The organism is Sphingobium sp. PAMC28499 (assembly GCF_004795815.1).
Classification (GTDB): Bacteria; Pseudomonadota; Alphaproteobacteria; order Sphingomonadales; family Sphingomonadaceae; genus Sphingobium; species Sphingobium yanoikuyae.
The window spans coordinates 3,578,037-3,597,281 of record NZ_CP039248.1; the positions used below are offsets into that span (position 1 = coordinate 3,578,037).

Here is a 19,245-nt window from a genome sequence, read left to right on the forward strand (position 1 = left end):
GCCATGCCACTGGCGCCCATGCCCCCTGCCCCCTATAGCGGAGCCATGGCATCGACCCAGAAGCAGAAGAAGGCGGCCCCGGCCCGCGCGAAAGTCCGTCCCGCCGGGTTCCCCACCCGGCAGCAGGTGATGGACTTCATCACCGAGTCCGACACCCCGGCCGGCAAGCGCGAAATCGCCAAGGCGTTCGGCCTCAAGGGGCAGGAAAAGATCGCCTTGAAGGCGCTGCTCAAGGACATGGCGGACGAAGGCCTGCTCGACATCGGACCGGCCCGCGCCTTCCACAAGATGGGCGGCGTGCCCAAGGTGACGGTGCTGCGCATCGTCGATGTCGACGACACCACCCTGATCGCCACCCCCGAACGCTGGGAGGCCGAAGGCCAGCCCGCGCCGCGCATCCGCGTGGTCGAACGCGGCAAGCCCAAGTCTCGTTCAAGCGCGCTGACGATCGGCGACCGCATCCTCGCCCGCACCGAGGAAGCGGGCAAGGGCTGGCTCGCCCATCCGATGAAGAAGCTCGCCAAATCGACCGAGATGCTGCTCGGCGTGGTCGAGGAAATGGCCGACGGCAAGCTGTGGCTGCGCCCGGTCGACAAGCGCATCCGCAAGGATACGCCGATCAGCGACATCGGCACCGCGAAGAAGGGCGACCTGGTCCTGGCCGAGCCGACCGGCCGCCCGCCACGGATCAGCGCACGCGTCACCGACATTCTCGGCGATCCCTTCGCCCCGCGCAGCTTCAGCCTGATCGCGATCCACAAGCATGGCATCCCCCATGTCTTCCCCGAAGCGGTGGAGGAGGAAGCGGTCGCCGCGTCGAAGCTGCCGTTGCATGAGGACAAGCGCGAGGATCTGCGCCATTTGCCGATCGTCGCGATCGACCCGGTCGATGCCCGCGACCATGACGATGCCGTCTGGGCCGCGCCGGACGAAGACCCGGCCAATGAAGGCGGCTTCAAGGCGATCGTCGCGATCGCCGATGTCAGCTATTATGTCCGCCCCGGCAGCGCGCTTGACCGTGAGGCGCGCAAGCGCGGCAACAGCGTCTATTTCCCCGATCTGGTCGTGCCGATGCTGCCGCACCAGCTCTCGTCCGACATGTGTTCGCTGCGCGCCGGGCAGGACCGCGCCGCCATGGCCTGCCATCTGGTGATCGACGCGCAGGGCAAGGTGAAGAGCTTCCGCTTCTCCCGCGCCATCATCCGCGTCGCCGCCGTCCTCGCCTATGAAAATGCGCAGGCCGCGATCGATGGCGAGCAGGATAATGAGTTGCTCGAACCGGCCCTTAAGCCCCTCTGGGCCTGCTGGGCGCTGCTGCGCAAGGCCCGCGAAAAGCGCGATCCGCTCGCGCTCGACCTGCCCGAACGGCGGGTGGTCCTCGACGAATGGGGCAAGATCGTCAGCGTCGCGGTGCGCGAACGGCTCGACGCCCATATGCTGATCGAGGATTATATGATCGCCGCCAACGTCGCCGCCGCCAAGGCGCTGGAGGCGAAGAAGGCGCCGGTCATGTATCGCGTCCATGAAACGCCGGGCCGCGACAAGCTGGTCGCGCTCAAGGAATATCTCGCCACCTTCGACATCGACTTCGCGCTCGGCCAGGTGATCCGCCCGTCCACCTTCAACCAGCTGATCAAGAAGGTCGGCGAGTCGGAGGAGAAGGAGCAGATCATGACCCAGATCCTGCGCTCCCAGACCCAGGCCTATTATGCGCCGCAGAATATGGGCCATTTCGGCCTGGCGCTGGGCAGCTACGCCCATTTCACCTCGCCCATCCGCCGCTATGCCGACCTGCTGGTCCATCGCGCGTTGGTCGGCGCCTATGATCTCGAACTGCCCGCGCCCAAGGACAGGGCGATCCCCGATCGCTCCTCCCTTAGCCAGGAGGATTATGAGAATATGGGCCGGGTCGGCGAGATGATCTCGGGCCATGAACGCCGCGCGATGGAGGCGGAGCGCGAGACGATCGACCGCTATGTCGCCGCCTTCCTGTCGGCCCATGTCGGCGAAGTGGTGAAGGCGCGGATCACCGGGGTCCAGAATTTCGGCTTCTTCGCCACGGTCGAGGGACTGGGCGGCGACGGCCTCGTGCCCGTATCGACGCTGGGCGCCGAGCATTTCTTCTTCGACGAAGCGGGCAAGGCGCTGCAGGGCGTCGAAAGCGGCGACCGCTATACGGTGGGCCAGCGGCTTGAACTGCGCCTCGCCGAAGCCGATCCGATCAACGGCGCGCTGCGCTTCGAGCTGCCCGACAATCCGGCCCCGCGCGGCAGCCCGCTCAAACGCGACCGCACCCGCCCGAAAATCCACCGCGGCCGCCCCACCAACATCCGCCACATCGGCAGCAGCCGGGGCAAGCACAAGAAACGATAGGGGATAGCGGTGGAGCGCTGCCGCCCCCTTTTACTCGGTCATGCCAGCCTTTTTTTTACCGTCATCCCCGCGAAGGCGGGGATCCATCTCCCACCATAACCCCAGCCGCGAGGTCCGGTGATGGTTTCCCGCTTTCGCGGGAATGACGAAAGTCAAATGATAGCGGTCTGCTTTTCCGTGCCATCAATTATGTGTAGTCAGACTGCATGAAGCCAAACGAATATGCGCAAGCTCAGGCTTGGGATTCCATGATACGTATCATGGTCGTCGGCTGTCTGTTTCTCAGCGCCTTCATGGCTGCCTGTTCAGCCATCGTCCTCAGCATCCTGGCGGACTCTGGCGATGCCATTCTTCTGCGAAGCGCCCTTTTGGTGTTTGGCACATTGGCGTTCGCGGCGGGCTTGGCTTTCAGAAAAATCGATCGCCTGACCTGGAAGCACTGGTCAGTCATATGCTTGCTCGCCGCGCCAGGGGCAATTTACATGTTAGTCCACTAAGATCAGGCGTTGTTCGCCCCCTTCCCCCCATCGTCATCCGCGCCTATAGGCTGTGTCCCATGATCCTCGTCATCGACAATTATGACAGCTTCACCTGGAACCTGGTCCATTATCTGATGGAACTGGGGGCCAAGGTAGAGGTCGTGCGCAACGACGCCATCTCGGCGGGCCAGGCCCTGTCGAGCGGGGCCAAGGCCTTCCTGCTGTCGCCCGGTCCCTGCACCCCCAATGAGGCGGGTGTCAGCCTGGATCTGGTCGCGGCCTGCGCCGATGCCGGCGCACCGCTGCTCGGCGTGTGCCTGGGCCATCAGGCGATCGGCCAGCATTTTGGCGGCAAGGTGGTGCGCGGCGGGCTGATGCACGGCAAGACATCGCCGGTGCGCCATGACGGCACCGGCCTGTTCGCCGGCCTCCCCTCGCCCTTCACCGCGACCCGCTATCACTCGCTGATCGTCGAGGATATTCCGGCCGACCTGGTGGTCAACGCGACCAGCGAGGACGGATCGGTCATGGGCTTCCGCCACGCGACCCTGCCGATCCACTCGGTCCAGTTCCACCCGGAAAGCATCGCGACCGAACATGGCCATGACATGCTGGCCAATTTCATGAAGATCGCCGGCATCCCGGTCCGCGAGCGCGAAGCGGCGTAAAGCACCTCCGCCGCTTCACTCTTCTACGCCATCCCGACTTCCGTCAGGATGACGGCGGGGCAGGCCGCATGTCAGTGCGGCACCGCCCCCGTCTCCACCCCAATCTTGTCGTGCAGGGCGAAGCGGTCGACGATGTCGGCGCTCGCTCGGTTATAGCCGACCACTTCGACCATGCGCCCTTCGCGCCGCAGCCGGGCGATGATCTTGTCGAGCGCGCCGACGCCCGAAATATCCCAGAAATGCGCGCCCGACACGTCGATCAGCACATGGGTCGCGCTTTCCTCGCCCGTGAAGGCGCGGGTGAAGCGATCGACCGAGGCGAAGAAGATCTGGCCGGTGACGCGGTAGGTCGCCCGACCATCGGCCTCGCTGCGCTCCACCGCGAACATGCGCTGCACCTTGGCAGCGAAGAATATGCCCGACAGCAGCACGCCGGTCAGCACGCCCAGCGACAGGTCGCGGGTCGCCACCACGACCACCACCGTCGCCAGCATGACGGCCGAGGAGGTCGGCGGATGGCGCCGCAGATTGGCGATCGAGGCCCAGCTGAAGGTGCCGATCGACACCATCACCATCACCGCGACCAGCGCCGGCATCGGGATGCGCCCGACCCACGGCCCCAGCACCGCCAGCAGGAACAGCAGGAAGGCGCCAGCGACGAAGGTCGACAGCCGCCCGCGTCCGCCCGAGGTGACGTTGATCACCGACTGGCCGATCATCGCGCAGCCGCCCATGCCGCCAAACAGGGACGCGACGATATTCGCCCCGCCCTGCCCCATGCATTCGCGCTGCTTGTCGCTGTCGCTATCGGTCATGTCGTCGACGATCTGCGCAGTCAGCAGCGATTCGAGCAGGCCGACTGCCGCCATCGTCACCGAATAGGGCAGGATGATGCGCAGCGTCTCCCAGGTCAGCGGCACCTGCGGCAGGGCAAGGCTCGGCAGCCCCTCAGGCAGCCGCCCCATGTCGCCAACGGTATGGACCGGCAGGCCAAGGCCGATCGACAGCGCGCTCAGCAGCGCGATCGCCACCAGCGGCGCCGGCACCGCCTTGGTGATCCGGGGGAAGAGATAGATGATGGCGAGGCCCCCCAGCACCATCGCATAGGTCTGCCAGCCGACATTGGTGAGCTGCGGCAGTTGCGCCATGAAGATCAGGATCGCCAGCGCATTGACGAAGCCGGTGATGACCGATCGCGACACGAACTGCATCAGCAGGTCGAGCCGCAGCAACCCGGCGATGATCTGCACCACGCCCATCAGGATCGTCGCGGCAAACAGATATTCGACGCCATGCTCGCGCACCAGCGGCCCGACCAGCACAGCGACGGCGGCGGTCGCGGCAGAAATCATCCCCGGTCGCCCGCCGATCAGCGCGATGGTGATGGCAATCGCCACCGAGGCATAGAGGCCGACGCGCGGATCAACCCCGGCGATGATGGAGAAGCCGATCGCTTCGGGGATCAGGGCGAGCGCGACGACGATGCCGGCCATGATGTCATGGCGCGCCGTCCGGGCGTCGCTGAACCATTGGCGGCGATAGCGGCTGAAAAATTGGGTCATGTCGAAAATCCACATCAATGCACATGGCGCCGGCTCCGGGCGCGCGTTCGATAATCATGTGTGATGTTGTCCGGCGGATCGGCGGCCGGAATAGCCACCCGGAATTTCACCGGGTCCATGCGAATGGCCGCCTTCTACAGCCCTGCCCCGCCAATGCAAGCCCGCGCCGGCCCGCGCGCCCCTCCTCTACCCTTCCCCGAACAGCGCCCGCTGCGAACTCTCGATCTCCTCGAAATAGCGCCGCCGCGCATGTTTCTCGGTCAGCACGCCCAGCACCAGCCCGCTTTCGTCCACCACCGCCAGCTCGTCCGCCGCCGCCTTGTCGAACAGCGGCAGGATCGCGCGGATATCCGCGTCGGCGCGCAGCGCAATATCGGCCATCGTTGCCAGCGGCGCGATCGGTGCATCCTCCGCCAGTTCGGGGCGATAGGCGGCTGCCGTCGGCACGATGCCGCGATAGCCGCCCGCGCCGTCGATCATGATCGCCTTGCTCGCCGACCCCAGCGGCACCAGCGCACGAAACTGGCCAATGTTCATCGTATCGGGCACCGACACCCAGTCGCGCCGCATCATCCGCCCGGCGGTCAGGTTCATCACCCAGCCAATGTCCCGCGGGCTGCGGATGGTCGATCCGCGCAGATGCAGCCGCCAGGTGGAGAAGGAGTAACCGAACATTTCCCGCGTCACCGCGCTCGACAGCAGCGACGCGGTCAGCACCACGCCCATCAGCTGGAAATCATGGGTCGTCTCCAGCATCAGCAAGCCTAGCGTCATCGGCCCGCCGACGATCGCGACGCTCAGCGCTGCCATCCCGACCAGCGCCGCATCATTGGGGTCGAGCGACCAGCCGATCCCGACAAGGTCGACGATCTGCGCGAAAATCTGCCCCACCAGCGACCCCAGGAACAAGGACGCGAAGAACAGCCCGCCGCGAAAGCCGAAGCTCAGGGAAATCACCGACGCCGCGATCTTGAGGCACAGGATCATCAGCAGCACGGTCCAGTCGGGCAGCAGGATGAGGTTGAGGTGCAGTGCGCCATGCCCGGCCGACAAGGTCTGCGGCGTCAACCAGGCGAGCGGCATCAGCAGCACGCCGCCGATCACCGGCCGCCACCGCCCCGGCCAGGTCCAGCCCTGCACCCGCAGCTCGGCAAAGGTCACCATCCGCATGATGAGGATGCCCAGCCCCGCGCAGAGCAGGCCCAGCAGCGCGTAGAGAAGATAGTCCGCCGTCCCCAATATCCGGTCCGCCGTGGTCGCGATCAGCCAGGGTTCGACGCCCAGCGCGCGGGTCACGAAGGCCGCGCTCAAGGCCGCTGCCACAACCGGCGCGATCGCGGCCGGCGTATAATGGCCGATCACGATCTCGAACGCATAGAAGGCGCCGGCCAGCGGCGCGCCGAAGGCCGCGCCCACGCCTGCCCCCGCGCCCGCGCCGACCAGGGTGCGCAGATCATTGCGCCGCAGCTTTAGCCATTGGCCCAGCAGCGACGCAACGCCGCCGCCCATCTGCGCATAGGCCGCCTCCAGCCCAACCGAGGCGCCTGCCCCGTTTGACAAGACCGTCTGCCCGGCGATGACCAGATTGTCGGCCATCGGGATGCGCCCGCCATGCAGCGCATTGGCCTCCACCACGTCGATCAGCGGCCGTTGCCGCCGGCGCAGCAGCCGCGCCAGCAACACCAGCGCCAGCCCGCCCAGCGGCAGGCCCAGCAGCCGCCAGGGATGGCGGATCTCGCCCAACGCGCTCAGCCGGTTGATGCTGACGCCATAAAGCAGTTCCTGAACGCCGTGCGCCATCAGCTGCAACAGGTTGGTGATCACCCCCGCCGCCACGCCCGCCAGCACGGCGAGCAGGATGAAGGCCGCCTCGCTCTCGCGCAGCCGGCGGCGCTGGCGGATGGCAAGGCTCCAGAACAGGGTCGACCAGGAACGGCGCATGGCTTTCCCGACAACGCCCCTTTGGCGCCCGCGTCAAGCCAATTGCCGGACCACGCAACAAAATTCCAATTGGCGGGCAAATAGCATGTCGCCCTCGACTTTCGCGCGCGGCCGGGACTAAAGGCTTGGCCCATGACCCTGTTGCCCGATCCCAGCGCGCCCCTGGCCGCCGACGAAGCCGCCCGCGCCTTCGACCTGCTGTTCGACGCCGATCTGTCGGACGAGGCGATCGCCGGCTTCCTCGTCACCATGGCGCGGCGCGGCGAGAGTGCGACGGAAATCGCCGCCGCCGCCCGTGCGATGCGCGCCCGGATGATCCCGGTCGATGCCCCCGAAGGCACGATCGACGTCTGCGGCACCGGCGGCGACGGCCATCATACGCTCAACGTCTCCACCGCCGTCAGCCTGGTGGTCGCAGCCGCCGGCGTGCCGGTCGCCAAGCATGGCAATCGCGCCGCCTCGTCCAAGGCGGGGGCCGCCGATACGCTGGAAGCGCTCGGCCTCGACCTGGATCGCGCCGCCGCCACGGCGGAAGCGACGCTCAAGGATCTGGGCATCTGCTTCCTGTTCGCGCAAAATTATCATCCTGCGCTCAAGCGTCTCGGTCCGATCCGCCGGTCGATCGGCGAACGCACCATCTTCAACCTGATGGGGCCGCTCGCCAATCCCGCCAATGTCCGCCGCCAGCTCGTCGGCATCGCTCGCCCCGCTTATGTCCCCATCTATGCCGATGCGCTGGGCCAGCTGGGCGCGACCCATGCGATGATCGTGTCGGGCGACGAAGGGCTCGACGAACTCTCGCTCGCCGGTGGCAACGACATTGCCGAGGTGACGGCCGACGGCGTGGTCGCGATGCGTCGCCTGACGGCGGCGGACCTCGGCCTCTCGACCCATCCCGTCACTGCCATTCGCGGCGGCGACCCGGCCCATAATGCCGCGGCGCTCCGTGCCCTGCTCCAGGGTGAGGCCGGCGCCTATCGCGACGCCGTGCTGCTCAACGCCGCCGCCGCTTTGGTGGTGGCTGACGCTGCCCATGATTTCCAGGAAGGCGTCGAACAGGCCGCCGAGGCGATCGACAACGGCCTTGCCAACGCGCTCCTCAATTGCTGGATTGCCTATCAATGACCAACAAGCTCATCGAAATCTGCGATTTCAAGCGCGAGGACGTCGCCCGCCGCAAGGCCGCGACAACGATCGCGTCGCTCCACGCCCGCGCCAGCGAGCAGACCCCGCCGCGCGGTTTCCGCAAGGCGCTGGACGACGCCGCCCGTTCGGGCTTCGGCCTGATTGCCGAGGTGAAGAAGGCCAGCCCGTCCAAGGGGCTGATCCGCGCCGATTTCGATCCGCCCGCCCATGCGGTGGCCTATGCCGCCGGTGGCGCTGCCTGCCTTTCGGTGCTGACCGACGAGCCCTATTTCCAGGGTCATGACGATTATCTGATGGCCGCCCGCTCTGCCTGCGCCCTGCCCGTGCTGCGCAAGGATTTCATCGTCGATCCCTGGCAGATCCTCGAAAGCCGCGCGCTCGGCGCCGACGCGATCCTGATCATCGTCGCCGCGCTGGACGACGGCCAGATGCAGGAGATCGAGGATGCCGCGCTTGGCCTTGGCATGGATGCCCTGATCGAGGTGCATGACGAGGCCGAACTTGAACGCGCGCTCAAGCTCCGCTCACGCCTGATCGGCGTCAACAACCGCGACCTGCGCGATTTCAGCGTCGATTTCGCCCGCACCTATGAACTGGTGGGCAAGGCGCCCGACGGCTGCACCTTTGTCGCCGAAAGCGGCCTTGGTTCGCATGCCGACCTCACCGCCATGGCCGATCATGGCGTGCGCTGCTTCCTGGTCGGCGAAACCCTGATGCGCCAGGCCGATGTCGAGGCCGCGACACGCAACCTGCTGACGGGCGCATGACCGGCCTCACCCATCTTGATGAAGACGGCGCCGCCCGCATGGTCGATGTCTCGGCCAAGGCCGTGACTGCGCGCGAGGCGGTGGCCGCCGGCCGCATCACCATGGCCGCCGACGCCGCACAGGCGATCGCCGCCGGCCTCGTCAAGAAGGGCGATGTGCTGGCCGTCGCCCGCGTCGCTGGCATCATGGCGGCCAAGCGCACCGCCGAACTGATCCCGCTCTGCCATCCGATCCCGCTGAGCGCCGTCACCATCGACTTTACCCTCCACGACGACGGCGTCACCGTCACCGCAACCGCGCGCACCGCCGGCCAGACCGGGGTGGAGATGGAGGCGCTGACGGCCGCGACCGCCGCACTCCTGACCGTCTATGACATGGCCAAGGCGCTCGATAAGGGCATGATAATCGGCGATGTCCGCCTGCTCGCCAAGCGCGGCGGCAAGTCGGGCGACTGGACCGCGCCGGAGCATGCCAGCCGATGAGCCTGATGCCGGTCGCGGACGCGCAGGCGCGGCTCCTTGCCCTTGCCGATCCGCTGCCGGCCGAACATGTGCCCGTCGCCGCCTGTGCCGGTCGCTGGCTCGCCACCGACATCACCGCACTCCGCGACCAGCCCTGGGCCGATCTTTCCGCGATGGACGGCTATGCCGTGCGGGCGTCCGAAGGCGCCGGGCCGTGGCAGCTGGTCGCCACCAGCAGCGCGGGCGACGCCGATATCCCGGCCCTGCAACCGGGCCAGGCTTGCCGCATCTTCACCGGCGCGCCCTTGCCGGCCGGCGCCGATGCGATCCTGATCCAGGAAAATGCCACGCGCGACGGCGACAAACTGACCGCGCATGACGGCATATTGACGCCCGGCAGGCATGTCCGCCCGCTCGGCTCCGATTTCCGCGCCGGCACGCTGCTGGTCAGCGCCGGCAGCCGCCTCACGCCGGGTCAGATCGCGCTTGCCGTCCTTGGCGGCCATGGCAGCCTGCCCGTCGGCGCCCGGCCCCGCATCGCCCTGCTCTCGACCGGCAATGAACTTGTTCCCCCCGGCGCGCCGACGCCGCCGGGCTATCTCCCCTCGTCCAACGCGCCGATGCTCGCCGCCCTGCTCGCCGCCCTGCCCTGCGACGTGATCGACCTTGGCATCGTGCCCGACGATCTTGACGCCATGACGCAGGCGCTGGAACAGGCGGCACAGGCCGACATCATCGTCTCGACCGGCGGCGCCTCGGTCGGCGATCATGACTATGTCCGCCCCGCCTTTGCGGCCGCCGGCGGCACGCTCGATTTCTACAAGATCGCGATGCGGCCGGGCAAACCGCTCATGGCCGGGCGCCTCGGCAACGCGACCTTTCTCGGCCTGCCGGGCAATCCGGTCTCCGCCTTCGTCACCGGCACCCTCTTCCTCTGCCCGATGGTCCGCCATCTCGCCGGATCGCGCGCGCCGCTGCCGCCGATCGTGCAGGCCCGCCTTGCCGCGCCGCTCGGTGCGACCGCCGAACGCGACGATTATCTGCGCGCCTATCGCGCCACCGACGGTATTGTTTCCGTCACCGCGCAGGACAGCGCCGCCACCGCCGCCATGGCGCTGGCCGACTGCCTGATCCGCCGTCCGGCCGGTTCAGCCCCCGCCATTGCCGGCGACATGGTCGACATCATCCCGCTCACTGCCTGACCGGCAAAAGCGGGGCATGGCTTAACGCGCTTGACTTGCCCCCTTCCGTTTCCTATGCGTTCTTCATTCGTTCCATGGAGGACCGCCGATGTTGACGCCCAAGCAGCAGGAATTGCTGAGCTTCATTCAGACCCGGCTGGAAGAAGGCGGCGTGTCCCCTTCGTTCGAGGAGATGAAGGACGCGCTCGACCTGCGCTCCAAGTCCGGCATCCACCGGCTGATCAATGCGCTGGAGGAACGCGGCTTCATCCGCCGCCTGCCCAACCGCGCCCGCGCGCTCGAAGTGTTGAAGCTGCCCGACGCGATGCATCGCGCACCCGCGCCGGCCATTCCGACGCCCAAGATATCGGCTCCGGCCGTGCTGCTGCCGACCGCCGCCAATGACGTGATCGAAATCCCGCTGCACGGCCGCATCGCCGCCGGCGTCCCGATCGAGGCGATGGAAAGCCACACCATGCTCTCCGTCCCCGCCGCCTTGCTCGGCTCGGGCGATCATTATGCGCTCGAAGTCTCGGGGGACTCGATGATGGAGGCCGGCATTCTCGACGGTGACTTCGCGCTGATCCAGCGCACCGATGTCGCGCGCGAAGGCCAGATCGTCGTCGCCCTGATCGACGACGCCGAAGCGACGCTCAAATATTTCCGCCGCGAAGGCAGCCGGGTCAGGCTCGATCCCGCCAATGCCGCCTATGAACCGCAGATCTACGATCCGCGCCAGGTCCGCATCCAGGGCAAGCTCGCCGGCCTGTTGCGCCGCTACAACTGACCGGCTGTTCGGGGCCGGCGGCGCACGATCCACGGATGCGCGTCTCCGGGCCGATGGACGGTGTGAACTTTGCCGCTTTCAAGGCCAATCGATAGGCCGCTGGTGCGGGATAGCAGCCGGCGGTCGATCTTCATCCAGCGCGGCCGGCACCACCAGGGCAGGCCCCGGTCGCTGATGACGATATCCGCCGCCGCGCAATCCCGCTCCAATATCGGCCGATCGACCAGCATCGCATTGCGCGTCACCAGCAAGCGCCAGTCGCGCCCGCCCCGCGGCAACGTCACGGCGCACAGATCGGTCGAACAGCGCGCTTGCGGCATCTTCGCGATCGCCTCCAGCGTCCCGTCATAGCCCGCGCTCTCGCTCAGCACGTCGCGCACATAATCACCCGCCCCCTCGCGTAGCAGCGCCATCGCCCCCGCCGGCGTCCGCACCGCGACATGCCGCCCATCGCCCGTCACCACGATATCGGGCGGCGCCAGCAGCGCGATGCCGGCCAGGCCGATTGCGATTGGCCCCAACCCCAGCCAGCGCCAGCGACTGCGCCACAGCAGGCACCACAGACCACCAACGACAATGATCCCGAAAATCCAGCCCGGCACCGCCGGCGCCAGCATCACCGCCATCGGGCTGGCCGCCACGCCGTGCGCCACGGCCAGCAACAGCGCGATCGCCTTGGCCGTGAGCCACCAGAAGGGCGCGCCCAGCCCGACGAGGTCGAAGCCCAGTGCCAGCGCCTCCAGCGGCATGATGACGAAGGTGGTGAGCGGGATCGCGACCAGATTGGCCACCGCGCCGAGCAAACCTGCCTTGTGAAAATGGAAAAGGGCAATCGGCGCCAGCACCAGTTCGATGGCAAGGCCGGTCATCAGCATCGCCGCCACCGTCCGTCCGGCCTTGCGCGGCCAAGGCTCGTCCCGCGCCATCGCGAACGCCTTGAACCGCCGATGCTCGCCCAGCGCCACCAGCGCGACCACGGCGGCGAAGCTCATCTGGAAGCTCGGCCCGATCAGCGCCTCGGGCCAGAAGACCAGCACCACCAGCGCCCCGGTCGCCACCAGCCGAAGGGTGATCGCCTCGCGCCCCAGCGCCAGCCCGCCCAGCACCAGCAGCGCCGCGATGCAGGATCGCACCGTCGGCACCTCCGCGCCCGTCAGCAGCGTATAGCCGATCCCCGCCAGCGCGCCGCCGGCCGCCGCGATCAGCATCAGCGGCCAGTCCAGCGCCGCACGCGGGATCAGCGCCAGCAGGCGCAACAGCAGAAATATCACCGCCCCGATCAGCGCCGTCACATGCAGGCCGCTGATCGAGAGAAGATGGGCAAGGCCGCTACGCCGCATCGCCTCTGCATCCGCCTCGGCAATCGCGCCCTGGTCGCCGGTCGCCAACGCCACCGCAATCCCCGCCGATGCGCCTGCCACCTGTCCGCTGATATGATCGAACAGCCGCGCCCGCAGCATCGGCGCCTCGCGCGCCTGCTCCACCATCTCGACCGGCGCCAGCGCCCGCCCGGTCGCCCCGATCCCCTGGAAATAGGCGCGTCGCGCGAAGTCGAACGCCCCCGGCACGCTCGGCGGCGCGGGCGGCATCAGCCGCACGCGAAAGCGCAGCACCGCCCCCTTGCCCAGTCCTTCGGGCACCTCCGCCTCCGCGATATTCACCCGGATCGCCGCGGGCAGCGCCGGCGCCGCGATCGGGCGCAAGCCCACCCGCACCATCTGCTGCGCCGGCAGCTTGGCAACCGCCGTCACCGTGCCGGTCACCTGTGCGAATATGGGACGGGCCAGCGGCGGCTGACCCAGCCATGTCGCCTTGCCCCAGACCAGCAGGCAACCAACACAAGCCAACAAGCCGCCCGCCACCAGCATATGCCGCAATCGCGCGCCCACCGGCAGCAACAGCGCCAGACAGGCCAGCCCCAGCGCCCCGCAGCAGCAGGCCAGCCAGTGTGCCGGCCCCGGCAGCACGAACCAGCCGGCAATGCCCGCGCCCAGCGCCACCGGCACCCACAAGGCAAGCTGTTCGCGCTCCACCTCCAGCCATTGTTCGATCCGCGCAAATCCATTGTGCGCAATACGCACCGTCCTGCGCCCAACGGACGTTTGTCGTGGCTCAAAAGCCATGCTAGGGGGCGTCGCATCCATGGATCAGGCAGGAAGAATGTCAGCGAATATGACGGCAAGTGCAACGGGATTGAACAAGCAGGTGGTGACCCGTTTCGCCCCGTCGCCAACGGGCTTCCTGCATATTGGCGGCGCCCGCACCGCGCTGTTCAACTGGCTGTTCGCGCGCCATCATGGCGGCAAGTTCCTGCTCCGCATCGAGGATACGGATCGCGCCCGCTCCACCGAGGAAGCCGTGGCAGCCATCTTCGACGGTCTGGAATGGCTGAACCTGGGCGGCGATGAGCCCGCCGTGTTCCAGTTCGAGCGCACCCCGCGCCATGCCGAGGTCGCCAATCAGTTGCTCGCCAATGGCCATGCCTATCGCTGCTATGCGACGCAGGAAGAGCTGGCCGAGCTGCGCGAACAGCAGCGCGCCGCCAAGCAGCCGATGCGCTATGACGGTCGCTGGCGCGACCGCTCGCCCGAGGAAGCGCCCGAAGGCGCGCCCTTCGTCATCCGCATCAAGGCCCCTCGGACCGGCGAAACGGTCATCGAGGATGCGGTCCAGGGCCGCGTCGTGGTGCAGAATGCCGAACTGGACGACATGATCCTGCTCCGGTCGGACGGCACCCCCACTTATATGCTGGCCGTCGTGGTCGACGACCATGACATGGGTGTCACCCATGTCATCCGCGGCGACGACCATCTCAACAACGCCTTCCGCCAGCTCGCCATCATCAAGGCAATGGGCTGGGAAGAGCCGGTCTATGGCCATATCCCGCTGATCCACGGGTCGGACGGCGCGAAGCTGTCGAAGCGCCACGGTGCGCTCGGCGTCGACGCCTATCGCGACGAGATGGGGATGCTGCCCGAAGCGGTGCTGAACTATCTGCTGCGCCTGGGTTGGGGCCATGGCGATGAAGAGATCATCTCGATCGAACGCGCCATCGAACTGTTCGATATCGACGGCGTCGGCCGCTCGCCCTCGCGTTTCGATATCAAGAAGCTGGAAAATCTGAACGGCCATTATCTGCGCGAGGCCGACGAGGCGCGCCTGGCCGCCCTGGTCGCCCCGCGCGTTGAGTCGCGTCTTGATACGCAACTGAATGACGCCCAGCGCGATATTTTGACCCAAGCGATGGTTTCGCTCAAGCCGCGGGCCAAGACGCTTAACGAAATTGCAGAAGGCGCGGAGTTTCTGTTCAAATCTTGCCCGCTCGATTTTGACGAGAAGGCGTCTGCTCTGCTAGATGAACCCGCGCGTGAGCTGCTGAAAAAGACAGCCGACGCTCTCCAGCCCGTCCAGTCCTGGACGGTTGAAGCGATCGATGAAGTGATACGCCGCGTGGCAGAGGATGCGGGGCTTGGCCTGGGCAAGGTGGCACAGCCGCTTCGTGCGGCGCTCACCGGGCGTACGGTCTCGCCGGGTATTTTTGATGTCCTCTTCCTTCTGGGGAAAGAGGAAAGCTTGAAGCGACTGACCGCTGCGGGGCACGTGGTGGCCGGTTGACGGCAGTTAAGGAGAAAAACATGTCGGATAATAATGCCAGTTTGACCGTTGGCGGAGAGGCCAAGGACTATGCCATCATGGATGGCACCGTCGGTCCCCAGGTCATCGACGTTCGCAAGCTCTACGCCAACACCGGCATGTTCACCTACGATCCGGGCTTCACCTCGACCGCCAGCTGCGAGTCGGGCCTGACCTATATCGATGGCGACGCCGGCGTGCTGCTGCATCGTGGCTATCCGATCGGCCAGCTCGCCGAACAGTCCAGCTTCATGGAAGTCTGCTATCTGCTGCTGAACGGCGAACTGCCGTCGGCCAAGGAACTGGCCGAGTTCACCAACACCATCACGCGCCACACCATGGTGCATGAACAGCTGACCGCCTTCTTCCGCGGCTTCCGTCGTGACGCCCACCCGATGGCGATCATGGTCGGCGTCGTCGGCGCCCTGTCGGCCTTCTACCATGACTCGACCGACATCAACGATCCGGAACAGCGCCGCATTGCGAGCCACCGCCTGATCGCCAAGATGCCGACGATCGCTGCGATGGCGTACAAATATTCGGTGGGTCAGCCCTTCGTCTATCCGCGCAACGACCTCAGCTACACCGCCAACTTCCTGAACATGACCTTCTCGGTCCCGGCGGAAGAGTATAAGATCGATCCGATCGTTGTCGACGCGATGGACAAGATCTTCACCCTGCATGCCGACCATGAGCAGAACGCGTCGACCTCGACCGTCCGTCTCGCCGGTTCGTCGGGCGCCAACCCGTTCGCCTGCATCGCGGCCGGCATCGCCTGCCTTTGGGGGCCAGCACATGGCGGCGCGAACGAAGCCGCGCTCAACATGCTGCGCGAAATCGGCACCGTCGATCGCATTCCGGAATATATCGCCCGCGCCAAGAACAAGGACGATCCGTTCCGCCTGATGGGCTTTGGCCATCGCGTCTACAAGAATTACGATCCGCGCGCGACCGTGATGCAGAAGACCGCGAAGGACGTACTGGAGAAGCTGGGCGTCAACGACCCGATCTTCGACGTCGCCAAGGAACTGGAGCAGATCGCCCTCAACGATCCCTACTTCATCGAGAAGAAGCTCTACCCGAATGTCGACTTCTATTCGGGCGTGATCCTCTCGGCGATCGGCTTCCCGACCGAAATGTTCACCGTGCTCTTCGCCCTCGCGCGCACCGTCGGCTGGGTCGCGCAGTGGAACGAAATGATTTCGGACCCAGCGCAGAAGATCGGCCGTCCGCGTCAGCTCTACACCGGCCCGACGCAGCGCGACTATGTCGCCGTCGACAAGCGCTAAGACGCGGTCACAGAGACAAGAGGAACGGCGCCCCATCGGGCGCCGTTTTTCGTTCAGGGCTCAGCCGCCTACCCCTGCATGGACATAGATCCAGGCCGGCACCCGCCCCTGATCGGTAACGACATCGATCGCGACACGGCGATAATCCGCCCCCTCGAACGCATCGAGCCGCGCCCAATGCGCCGGCAGGTCGGGCGAGCGGAACAGTTGGACCGGCACCGCCCCGCCGCCCTCGTCGGGAATGAAGGCGGGAAAGCCCATCGACGCGGCCCAGCCATGCGCGACCAGATGGCCGGTCACATGCCCCGCCTGCCAACTGCCCTGCAGCTGCGCCAGTTGATGATGATTGGCCCGTCCGGGCGCCAGCGTGCCATAGGTGGCCAGGCAATGCGATCTGTCCATGCCACCACCCTATCGGGGCAGCATCGGCCGGACAAACAAGCGCTCTTTATCTCATATAAGCGCGATCGCGCACCCGTCAGTCGAACACCGGCAAAGTCAGGATGAAGCGCGCGCCCTCGCCCGGTGTGCCGCCGACGCTGATGTCGCCGCCCATCGCCCGCGCCAGCTTGCGCGAGATATAGAGGCCCAGCCCGCTACCGCCCGGATCGTCACGTCCCAGCCGCTCGAACTTGTCGAAAATCTTCTCGCGATCCTCCAGCGCCACGCCCGCACCCTGGTCGATCACCAGCACCCGTGCCTGCCGGTGCTCCCGCTCCACGACGATGCGCACGTGCGATCCCTCGGGCGAATAGCGCACCGCATTGCCGACCAGATTGACCAGGATCTGCAGCACGCGGCGGAACTCGCCCCTCGCCATCAATATCTGGTCGACATCCGGGCAATGGATCTTGATGTGCCGATCCAGCGCCTTGACCGTCAGCAGGCCGCCGGCCCGCCGGCCCAGGTCGGCGAGGTCGACATCCTCGATGATCACGCCGAAATCGGGCCGGTCGATCGCCTGCAGATCCGCCAGATCGTCGACCAGCGCCATCAGGTGACGGCCAGCGGTCGCGATATCATTGGCATAATCGGCATAATCGGGCCGCAGCGGCCCTTCCAGTTGCGCGCCGATCGTGTCCGCATTCGCGATGATCCGCCCCAGCGGCTGGCGCAGCGATCGATCAAGCCGCTTGCCGAACTCACCGGGATAGAGCGACAATTGCGTCGTATCCGCCCGCGCCAGCGCCGGCGGCCGCTCGATCGGACAGGCCTTGCCGCGATAGCCGACCAGATGGCCGGCCAGATCGAACAGCGGAAAGCCCGCCAGCCGCACATGCTGTTCGGGATCATGCACCAATGTCGCGACCTGATCACGGAAGGCGCGGCGCTGGGTGAAGCCACGCAGGATCGCCATGTCACCCTCACCATCGCTCTGCAGCTCGAAATAGCTGGAGAAACGACTGCCCGGCAGGGGCGGCTGCGTCGGCAATGCGCCCTGCCGGTCGGTCCCGGCAATTGCCATCTGGAACTGCAACTGGGTGTCGATCTGCCAGGTCCAGCCATCGGCCAGCGCCGCCAGATCGGCCTCGCGCCGGCTATGATCGCCGGTATTGGCGAGCGGCGGCCGCTCGCTCCAGTCGACCACCGCCAGCGACACGATGCGCCCGTCCGGCCCTTCGTCGCTGCGCGCCCGCACCCACATGTCGATATCGCCTCGCTCGGCGGCCGCGACCACCGGCCGCGATACGGTGACACCCAATCGCGCCGCCAGCCGCACCACGGCGGCCAGTTGCGGAATGGCGAGCGGCCCCAGCAGATCGCTCCCCGCCTCCCGCTGCAAGGCGAGCAGCGGCGCATCGGCACTCAGAAGCGTGCCGTCCGCCGATGCCGTTGCCCGGACGATGGAGGGGTGGAGCGTCATGTTCATCCGGTGACGCGCCGCAAATGATCGAGCTTCGCGCGGAAGGCGGCCGGCGCGCGCAGGGCGCCCACCACGGCTTCCGCCTTCACGTCGCTCAGCAATTGATATTGGTCGGCCTCGGCCACGATCACCGCGTCCGACAGACCCGGCCGCACCGGCCGCAGCGCCAGCAGCAGATGGCGATAATCCGCCCCGGTTCCGCCCAGCGCCCGGCACAGTGTCGCCACCTGCATCACCGGCCCCATGATCAATATGTCCGTCACCTGCGCGGTGCCAAGGCGCAGCCGTCGCCCGGCCAGCGCTGCAAACAGCAGGAAACGCCGCTGCCCCAGCGCCGCGCCCAGAAGGTCGGGCGCATCGGCCTGCGGCCCCAGCCGGCGCACCAGCTGGTCGGCGGCCGCGATCGGGCCGTTGCTTTCGTCATGGCTGGCAAGCAGCGCCCAGCCCGCCCGCTCGAACGCGCCGAGCAATTGATTGTCGGGCTCCAGCGCGGTCCGCTGCACCACCGCCGCCAGACAGGCCGCAGCCGTCCATACCAGTTCGGCGAAATGTTCGGCCGGCAGATCGGGCCGCATCGGCTGATCCTCGCCCCCCATCGCCTGCCACTGCCCCTCGGCCAGCGCCAGCGCGACGATCGCGTCACCAATTTCGGGATCGTCCGACGACAGGATCGACTCGGCCTCGGGCTGTTCCGGCGGCTCGCCATCGGGGCGCCCGATCTGCCGCAGCAACAGGCTGACCCCCGCGCGCATCTGCATATGGGCCAGCAGGGCCGGCCCCAGCAGGGTCGGCTGCGCACAGATGGTCGGCCAGCACAGCCCCTCGGGCCAGCGCCCCAGCGCTGCCGCAATGGCAGGATCGCCCGCCAGGCTCAGCCGCAATGCGGTTTCGATCGCAGTCAGGCATCCGCCCAGATGACGGCGGGTCTCGGCGATCAGCGCATCATGGCGCGCCCGGTCCTCGACCGGAAAGAAAAAGGCGAGATCAATCGCATGGCCGACGGGCACGGCCGACATGCCGGCCATGACATGTGCCATGGGCCAGCTGTCCGCCATGATGGATCCGGCAAGGGACGTGTGGGCGCTCATGCAAGG

At 67.0% G+C, this 19,245-nt stretch carries 16 protein-coding genes and 1 other annotated feature; of the genes, 10 read left to right on the forward strand and 6 right to left on the reverse strand.

Annotated features, from left to right (window positions below):
- The first annotated feature begins 45 nt into the window (after window positions 1-45).
- From rnr to E5554_RS17095, 3 genes are all read left to right on the forward strand, one after another.
- Entirely contained in the window at window positions 46-2,373 is a 2,328-nt protein-coding gene (rnr, locus tag E5554_RS17085; protein WP_136187525.1) for a ribonuclease R, read from the forward strand.
- A 206-nt stretch (window positions 2,374-2,579) separates the two neighbouring features.
- Window positions 2,580-2,870: a hypothetical protein gene (locus tag E5554_RS17090; protein ID WP_234792173.1), complete on the forward strand. Its 291-nt coding sequence runs from the start codon at window positions 2,580-2,582 to the stop codon at window positions 2,868-2,870.
- A gap of 59 nt (window positions 2,871-2,929) precedes the next feature.
- Complete coding sequence (locus tag E5554_RS17095) at window positions 2,930-3,520, forward strand: aminodeoxychorismate/anthranilate synthase component II (RefSeq protein ID WP_007708936.1); 591 nt, start codon at window positions 2,930-2,932, stop codon at window positions 3,518-3,520.
- 71 nt (window positions 3,521-3,591) lie between these two features.
- On the opposite strand, the gene E5554_RS17100 is transcribed toward E5554_RS17095, so the two are convergent.
- The gene (locus tag E5554_RS17100) at window positions 3,592-5,082 is read right to left on the reverse strand and encodes a SulP family inorganic anion transporter (RefSeq protein WP_136187526.1); all 1,491 of its coding nucleotides are present in this window, start codon (window positions 5,080-5,082) and stop codon (window positions 3,592-3,594) included.
- Between the two features lie 64 nt (window positions 5,083-5,146).
- Window positions 5,147-5,202 (reverse strand) — a sequence feature (sul1 is cis-regulatory element that is thought to sense ions involved in sulfur or methionine metabolism; They are found in Alphaproteobacteria).
- A gap of 66 nt (window positions 5,203-5,268) precedes the next feature.
- Window positions 5,269-7,023, reverse strand: coding sequence for a chloride channel protein (locus E5554_RS17105; protein ID WP_136187527.1), 1,755 nt, complete (start codon window positions 7,021-7,023; stop codon window positions 5,269-5,271).
- A 132-nt stretch (window positions 7,024-7,155) separates the two neighbouring features.
- Between E5554_RS17105 and trpD the strand changes: the two genes are divergently transcribed.
- The 5 genes from trpD to lexA all read left to right on the forward strand — a co-directional run bounded on the left by trpD (window position 7,156) and on the right by lexA (window position 11,365).
- The gene (gene trpD, locus E5554_RS17110) at window positions 7,156-8,148 is read left to right on the forward strand and encodes an anthranilate phosphoribosyltransferase (protein WP_136187528.1); all 993 of its coding nucleotides are present in this window, start codon (window positions 7,156-7,158) and stop codon (window positions 8,146-8,148) included.
- Window positions 8,145-8,936: an indole-3-glycerol phosphate synthase TrpC gene (trpC, locus tag E5554_RS17115; RefSeq protein ID WP_136187529.1), complete on the forward strand. Its 792-nt coding sequence runs from the start codon at window positions 8,145-8,147 to the stop codon at window positions 8,934-8,936. Before trpD ends, trpC begins: the two co-directional genes overlap by 4 nt.
- On the forward strand, window positions 8,933-9,418 hold the full coding sequence (moaC, locus tag E5554_RS17120; RefSeq protein ID WP_136187530.1) for a cyclic pyranopterin monophosphate synthase MoaC: 486 nt from the start codon (window positions 8,933-8,935) through the stop codon (window positions 9,416-9,418). Before trpC ends, moaC begins: the two co-directional genes overlap by 4 nt.
- The gene (gene glp / locus E5554_RS17125; RefSeq protein ID WP_136187531.1) at window positions 9,415-10,599 is read left to right on the forward strand and encodes a gephyrin-like molybdotransferase Glp; all 1,185 of its coding nucleotides are present in this window, start codon (window positions 9,415-9,417) and stop codon (window positions 10,597-10,599) included. The genes moaC and glp overlap by 4 nt, the downstream gene beginning before the upstream one ends.
- A gap of 88 nt (window positions 10,600-10,687) precedes the next feature.
- Window positions 10,688-11,365 (forward strand): transcriptional repressor LexA, encoded by a 678-nt coding sequence (lexA, locus tag E5554_RS17130; RefSeq protein ID WP_097383507.1) that lies wholly within the window; start codon window positions 10,688-10,690, stop codon window positions 11,363-11,365.
- On the opposite strand, the gene E5554_RS17135 is transcribed toward lexA, so the two are convergent.
- A complete protein-coding gene (locus E5554_RS17135) occupies window positions 11,356-13,488 on the reverse strand; it encodes a ComEC/Rec2 family competence protein (protein ID WP_168708733.1) in 2,133 nt (710 codons plus the stop codon). The genes lexA and E5554_RS17135 overlap by 10 nt on opposite strands.
- 19 nt (window positions 13,489-13,507) lie before the next feature.
- Between E5554_RS17135 and gltX the strand changes: the two genes are divergently transcribed.
- Together gltX and E5554_RS17145 are read left to right on the forward strand one after the other, a co-directional pair.
- Complete coding sequence (gene gltX, locus E5554_RS17140; protein WP_169861118.1) at window positions 13,508-14,980, forward strand: glutamate--tRNA ligase; 1,473 nt, start codon at window positions 13,508-13,510, stop codon at window positions 14,978-14,980.
- 20 nt (window positions 14,981-15,000) lie between these two features.
- The gene (locus tag E5554_RS17145; RefSeq protein WP_010336542.1) at window positions 15,001-16,287 is read left to right on the forward strand and encodes a citrate synthase; all 1,287 of its coding nucleotides are present in this window, start codon (window positions 15,001-15,003) and stop codon (window positions 16,285-16,287) included.
- A gap of 60 nt (window positions 16,288-16,347) precedes the next feature.
- Here E5554_RS17145 and E5554_RS17150 read toward each other — a convergent pair whose 3' ends face one another.
- From E5554_RS17150 to E5554_RS17160, 3 genes are all read right to left on the reverse strand, one after another.
- Window positions 16,348-16,689 carry a gamma-glutamylcyclotransferase gene (locus tag E5554_RS17150; protein WP_136187533.1) on the reverse strand — a complete coding sequence of 114 codons (342 nt, stop codon included), beginning with the start codon at window positions 16,687-16,689 and terminating at the stop codon, window positions 16,348-16,350.
- A 76-nt stretch (window positions 16,690-16,765) separates the two neighbouring features.
- Entirely contained in the window at window positions 16,766-18,157 is a 1,392-nt protein-coding gene (locus E5554_RS17155) for a HAMP domain-containing sensor histidine kinase (protein WP_136187534.1), read from the reverse strand.
- Window positions 18,154-19,239, reverse strand: coding sequence for a DUF2336 domain-containing protein (locus E5554_RS17160; protein ID WP_210729762.1), 1,086 nt, complete (start codon window positions 19,237-19,239; stop codon window positions 18,154-18,156). Before E5554_RS17160 ends, E5554_RS17155 begins: the two co-directional genes overlap by 4 nt.
- Window positions 19,240-19,245 lie beyond the last annotated feature (6 nt).

Excerpts from the sequence above, each read along its gene's own strand:
- rnr (WP_136187525.1), top strand. The coding sequence starts at position 46 with ATGGCATCGACCCAGAAGCAGAAGAAGGCGGCCCCGGCCCGCGCGAAA.
- E5554_RS17090 (WP_234792173.1), top strand. The coding sequence starts at position 2,580 with ATGAAGCCAAACGAATATGCGCAAGCTCAGGCTTGGGATTCCATGATA.
- E5554_RS17095 (WP_007708936.1), top strand. The coding sequence starts at position 2,930 with ATGATCCTCGTCATCGACAATTATGACAGCTTCACCTGGAACCTGGTC.
- E5554_RS17100 (WP_136187526.1), bottom strand. The coding sequence starts at position 5,082 with ATGACCCAATTTTTCAGCCGCTATCGCCGCCAATGGTTCAGCGACGCC.
- E5554_RS17105 (WP_136187527.1), bottom strand. The coding sequence starts at position 7,023 with ATGCGCCGTTCCTGGTCGACCCTGTTCTGGAGCCTTGCCATCCGCCAG.
- trpD (WP_136187528.1), top strand. The coding sequence starts at position 7,156 with ATGACCCTGTTGCCCGATCCCAGCGCGCCCCTGGCCGCCGACGAAGCC.
- trpC (WP_136187529.1), top strand. The coding sequence starts at position 8,145 with ATGACCAACAAGCTCATCGAAATCTGCGATTTCAAGCGCGAGGACGTC.
- moaC (WP_136187530.1), top strand. The coding sequence starts at position 8,933 with ATGACCGGCCTCACCCATCTTGATGAAGACGGCGCCGCCCGCATGGTC.
- glp (WP_136187531.1), top strand. The coding sequence starts at position 9,415 with ATGAGCCTGATGCCGGTCGCGGACGCGCAGGCGCGGCTCCTTGCCCTT.
- lexA (WP_097383507.1), top strand. The coding sequence starts at position 10,688 with ATGTTGACGCCCAAGCAGCAGGAATTGCTGAGCTTCATTCAGACCCGG.
- E5554_RS17135 (WP_168708733.1), bottom strand. The coding sequence starts at position 13,488 with ATGGCTTTTGAGCCACGACAAACGTCCGTTGGGCGCAGGACGGTGCGT.
- gltX (WP_169861118.1), top strand. The coding sequence starts at position 13,508 with ATGGATCAGGCAGGAAGAATGTCAGCGAATATGACGGCAAGTGCAACG.
- E5554_RS17145 (WP_010336542.1), top strand. The coding sequence starts at position 15,001 with ATGTCGGATAATAATGCCAGTTTGACCGTTGGCGGAGAGGCCAAGGAC.
- E5554_RS17150 (WP_136187533.1), bottom strand. The coding sequence starts at position 16,689 with ATGGACAGATCGCATTGCCTGGCCACCTATGGCACGCTGGCGCCCGGA.
- E5554_RS17155 (WP_136187534.1), bottom strand. The coding sequence starts at position 18,157 with ATGAACATGACGCTCCACCCCTCCATCGTCCGGGCAACGGCATCGGCG.
- E5554_RS17160 (WP_210729762.1), bottom strand. The coding sequence starts at position 19,239 with ATGAGCGCCCACACGTCCCTTGCCGGATCCATCATGGCGGACAGCTGG.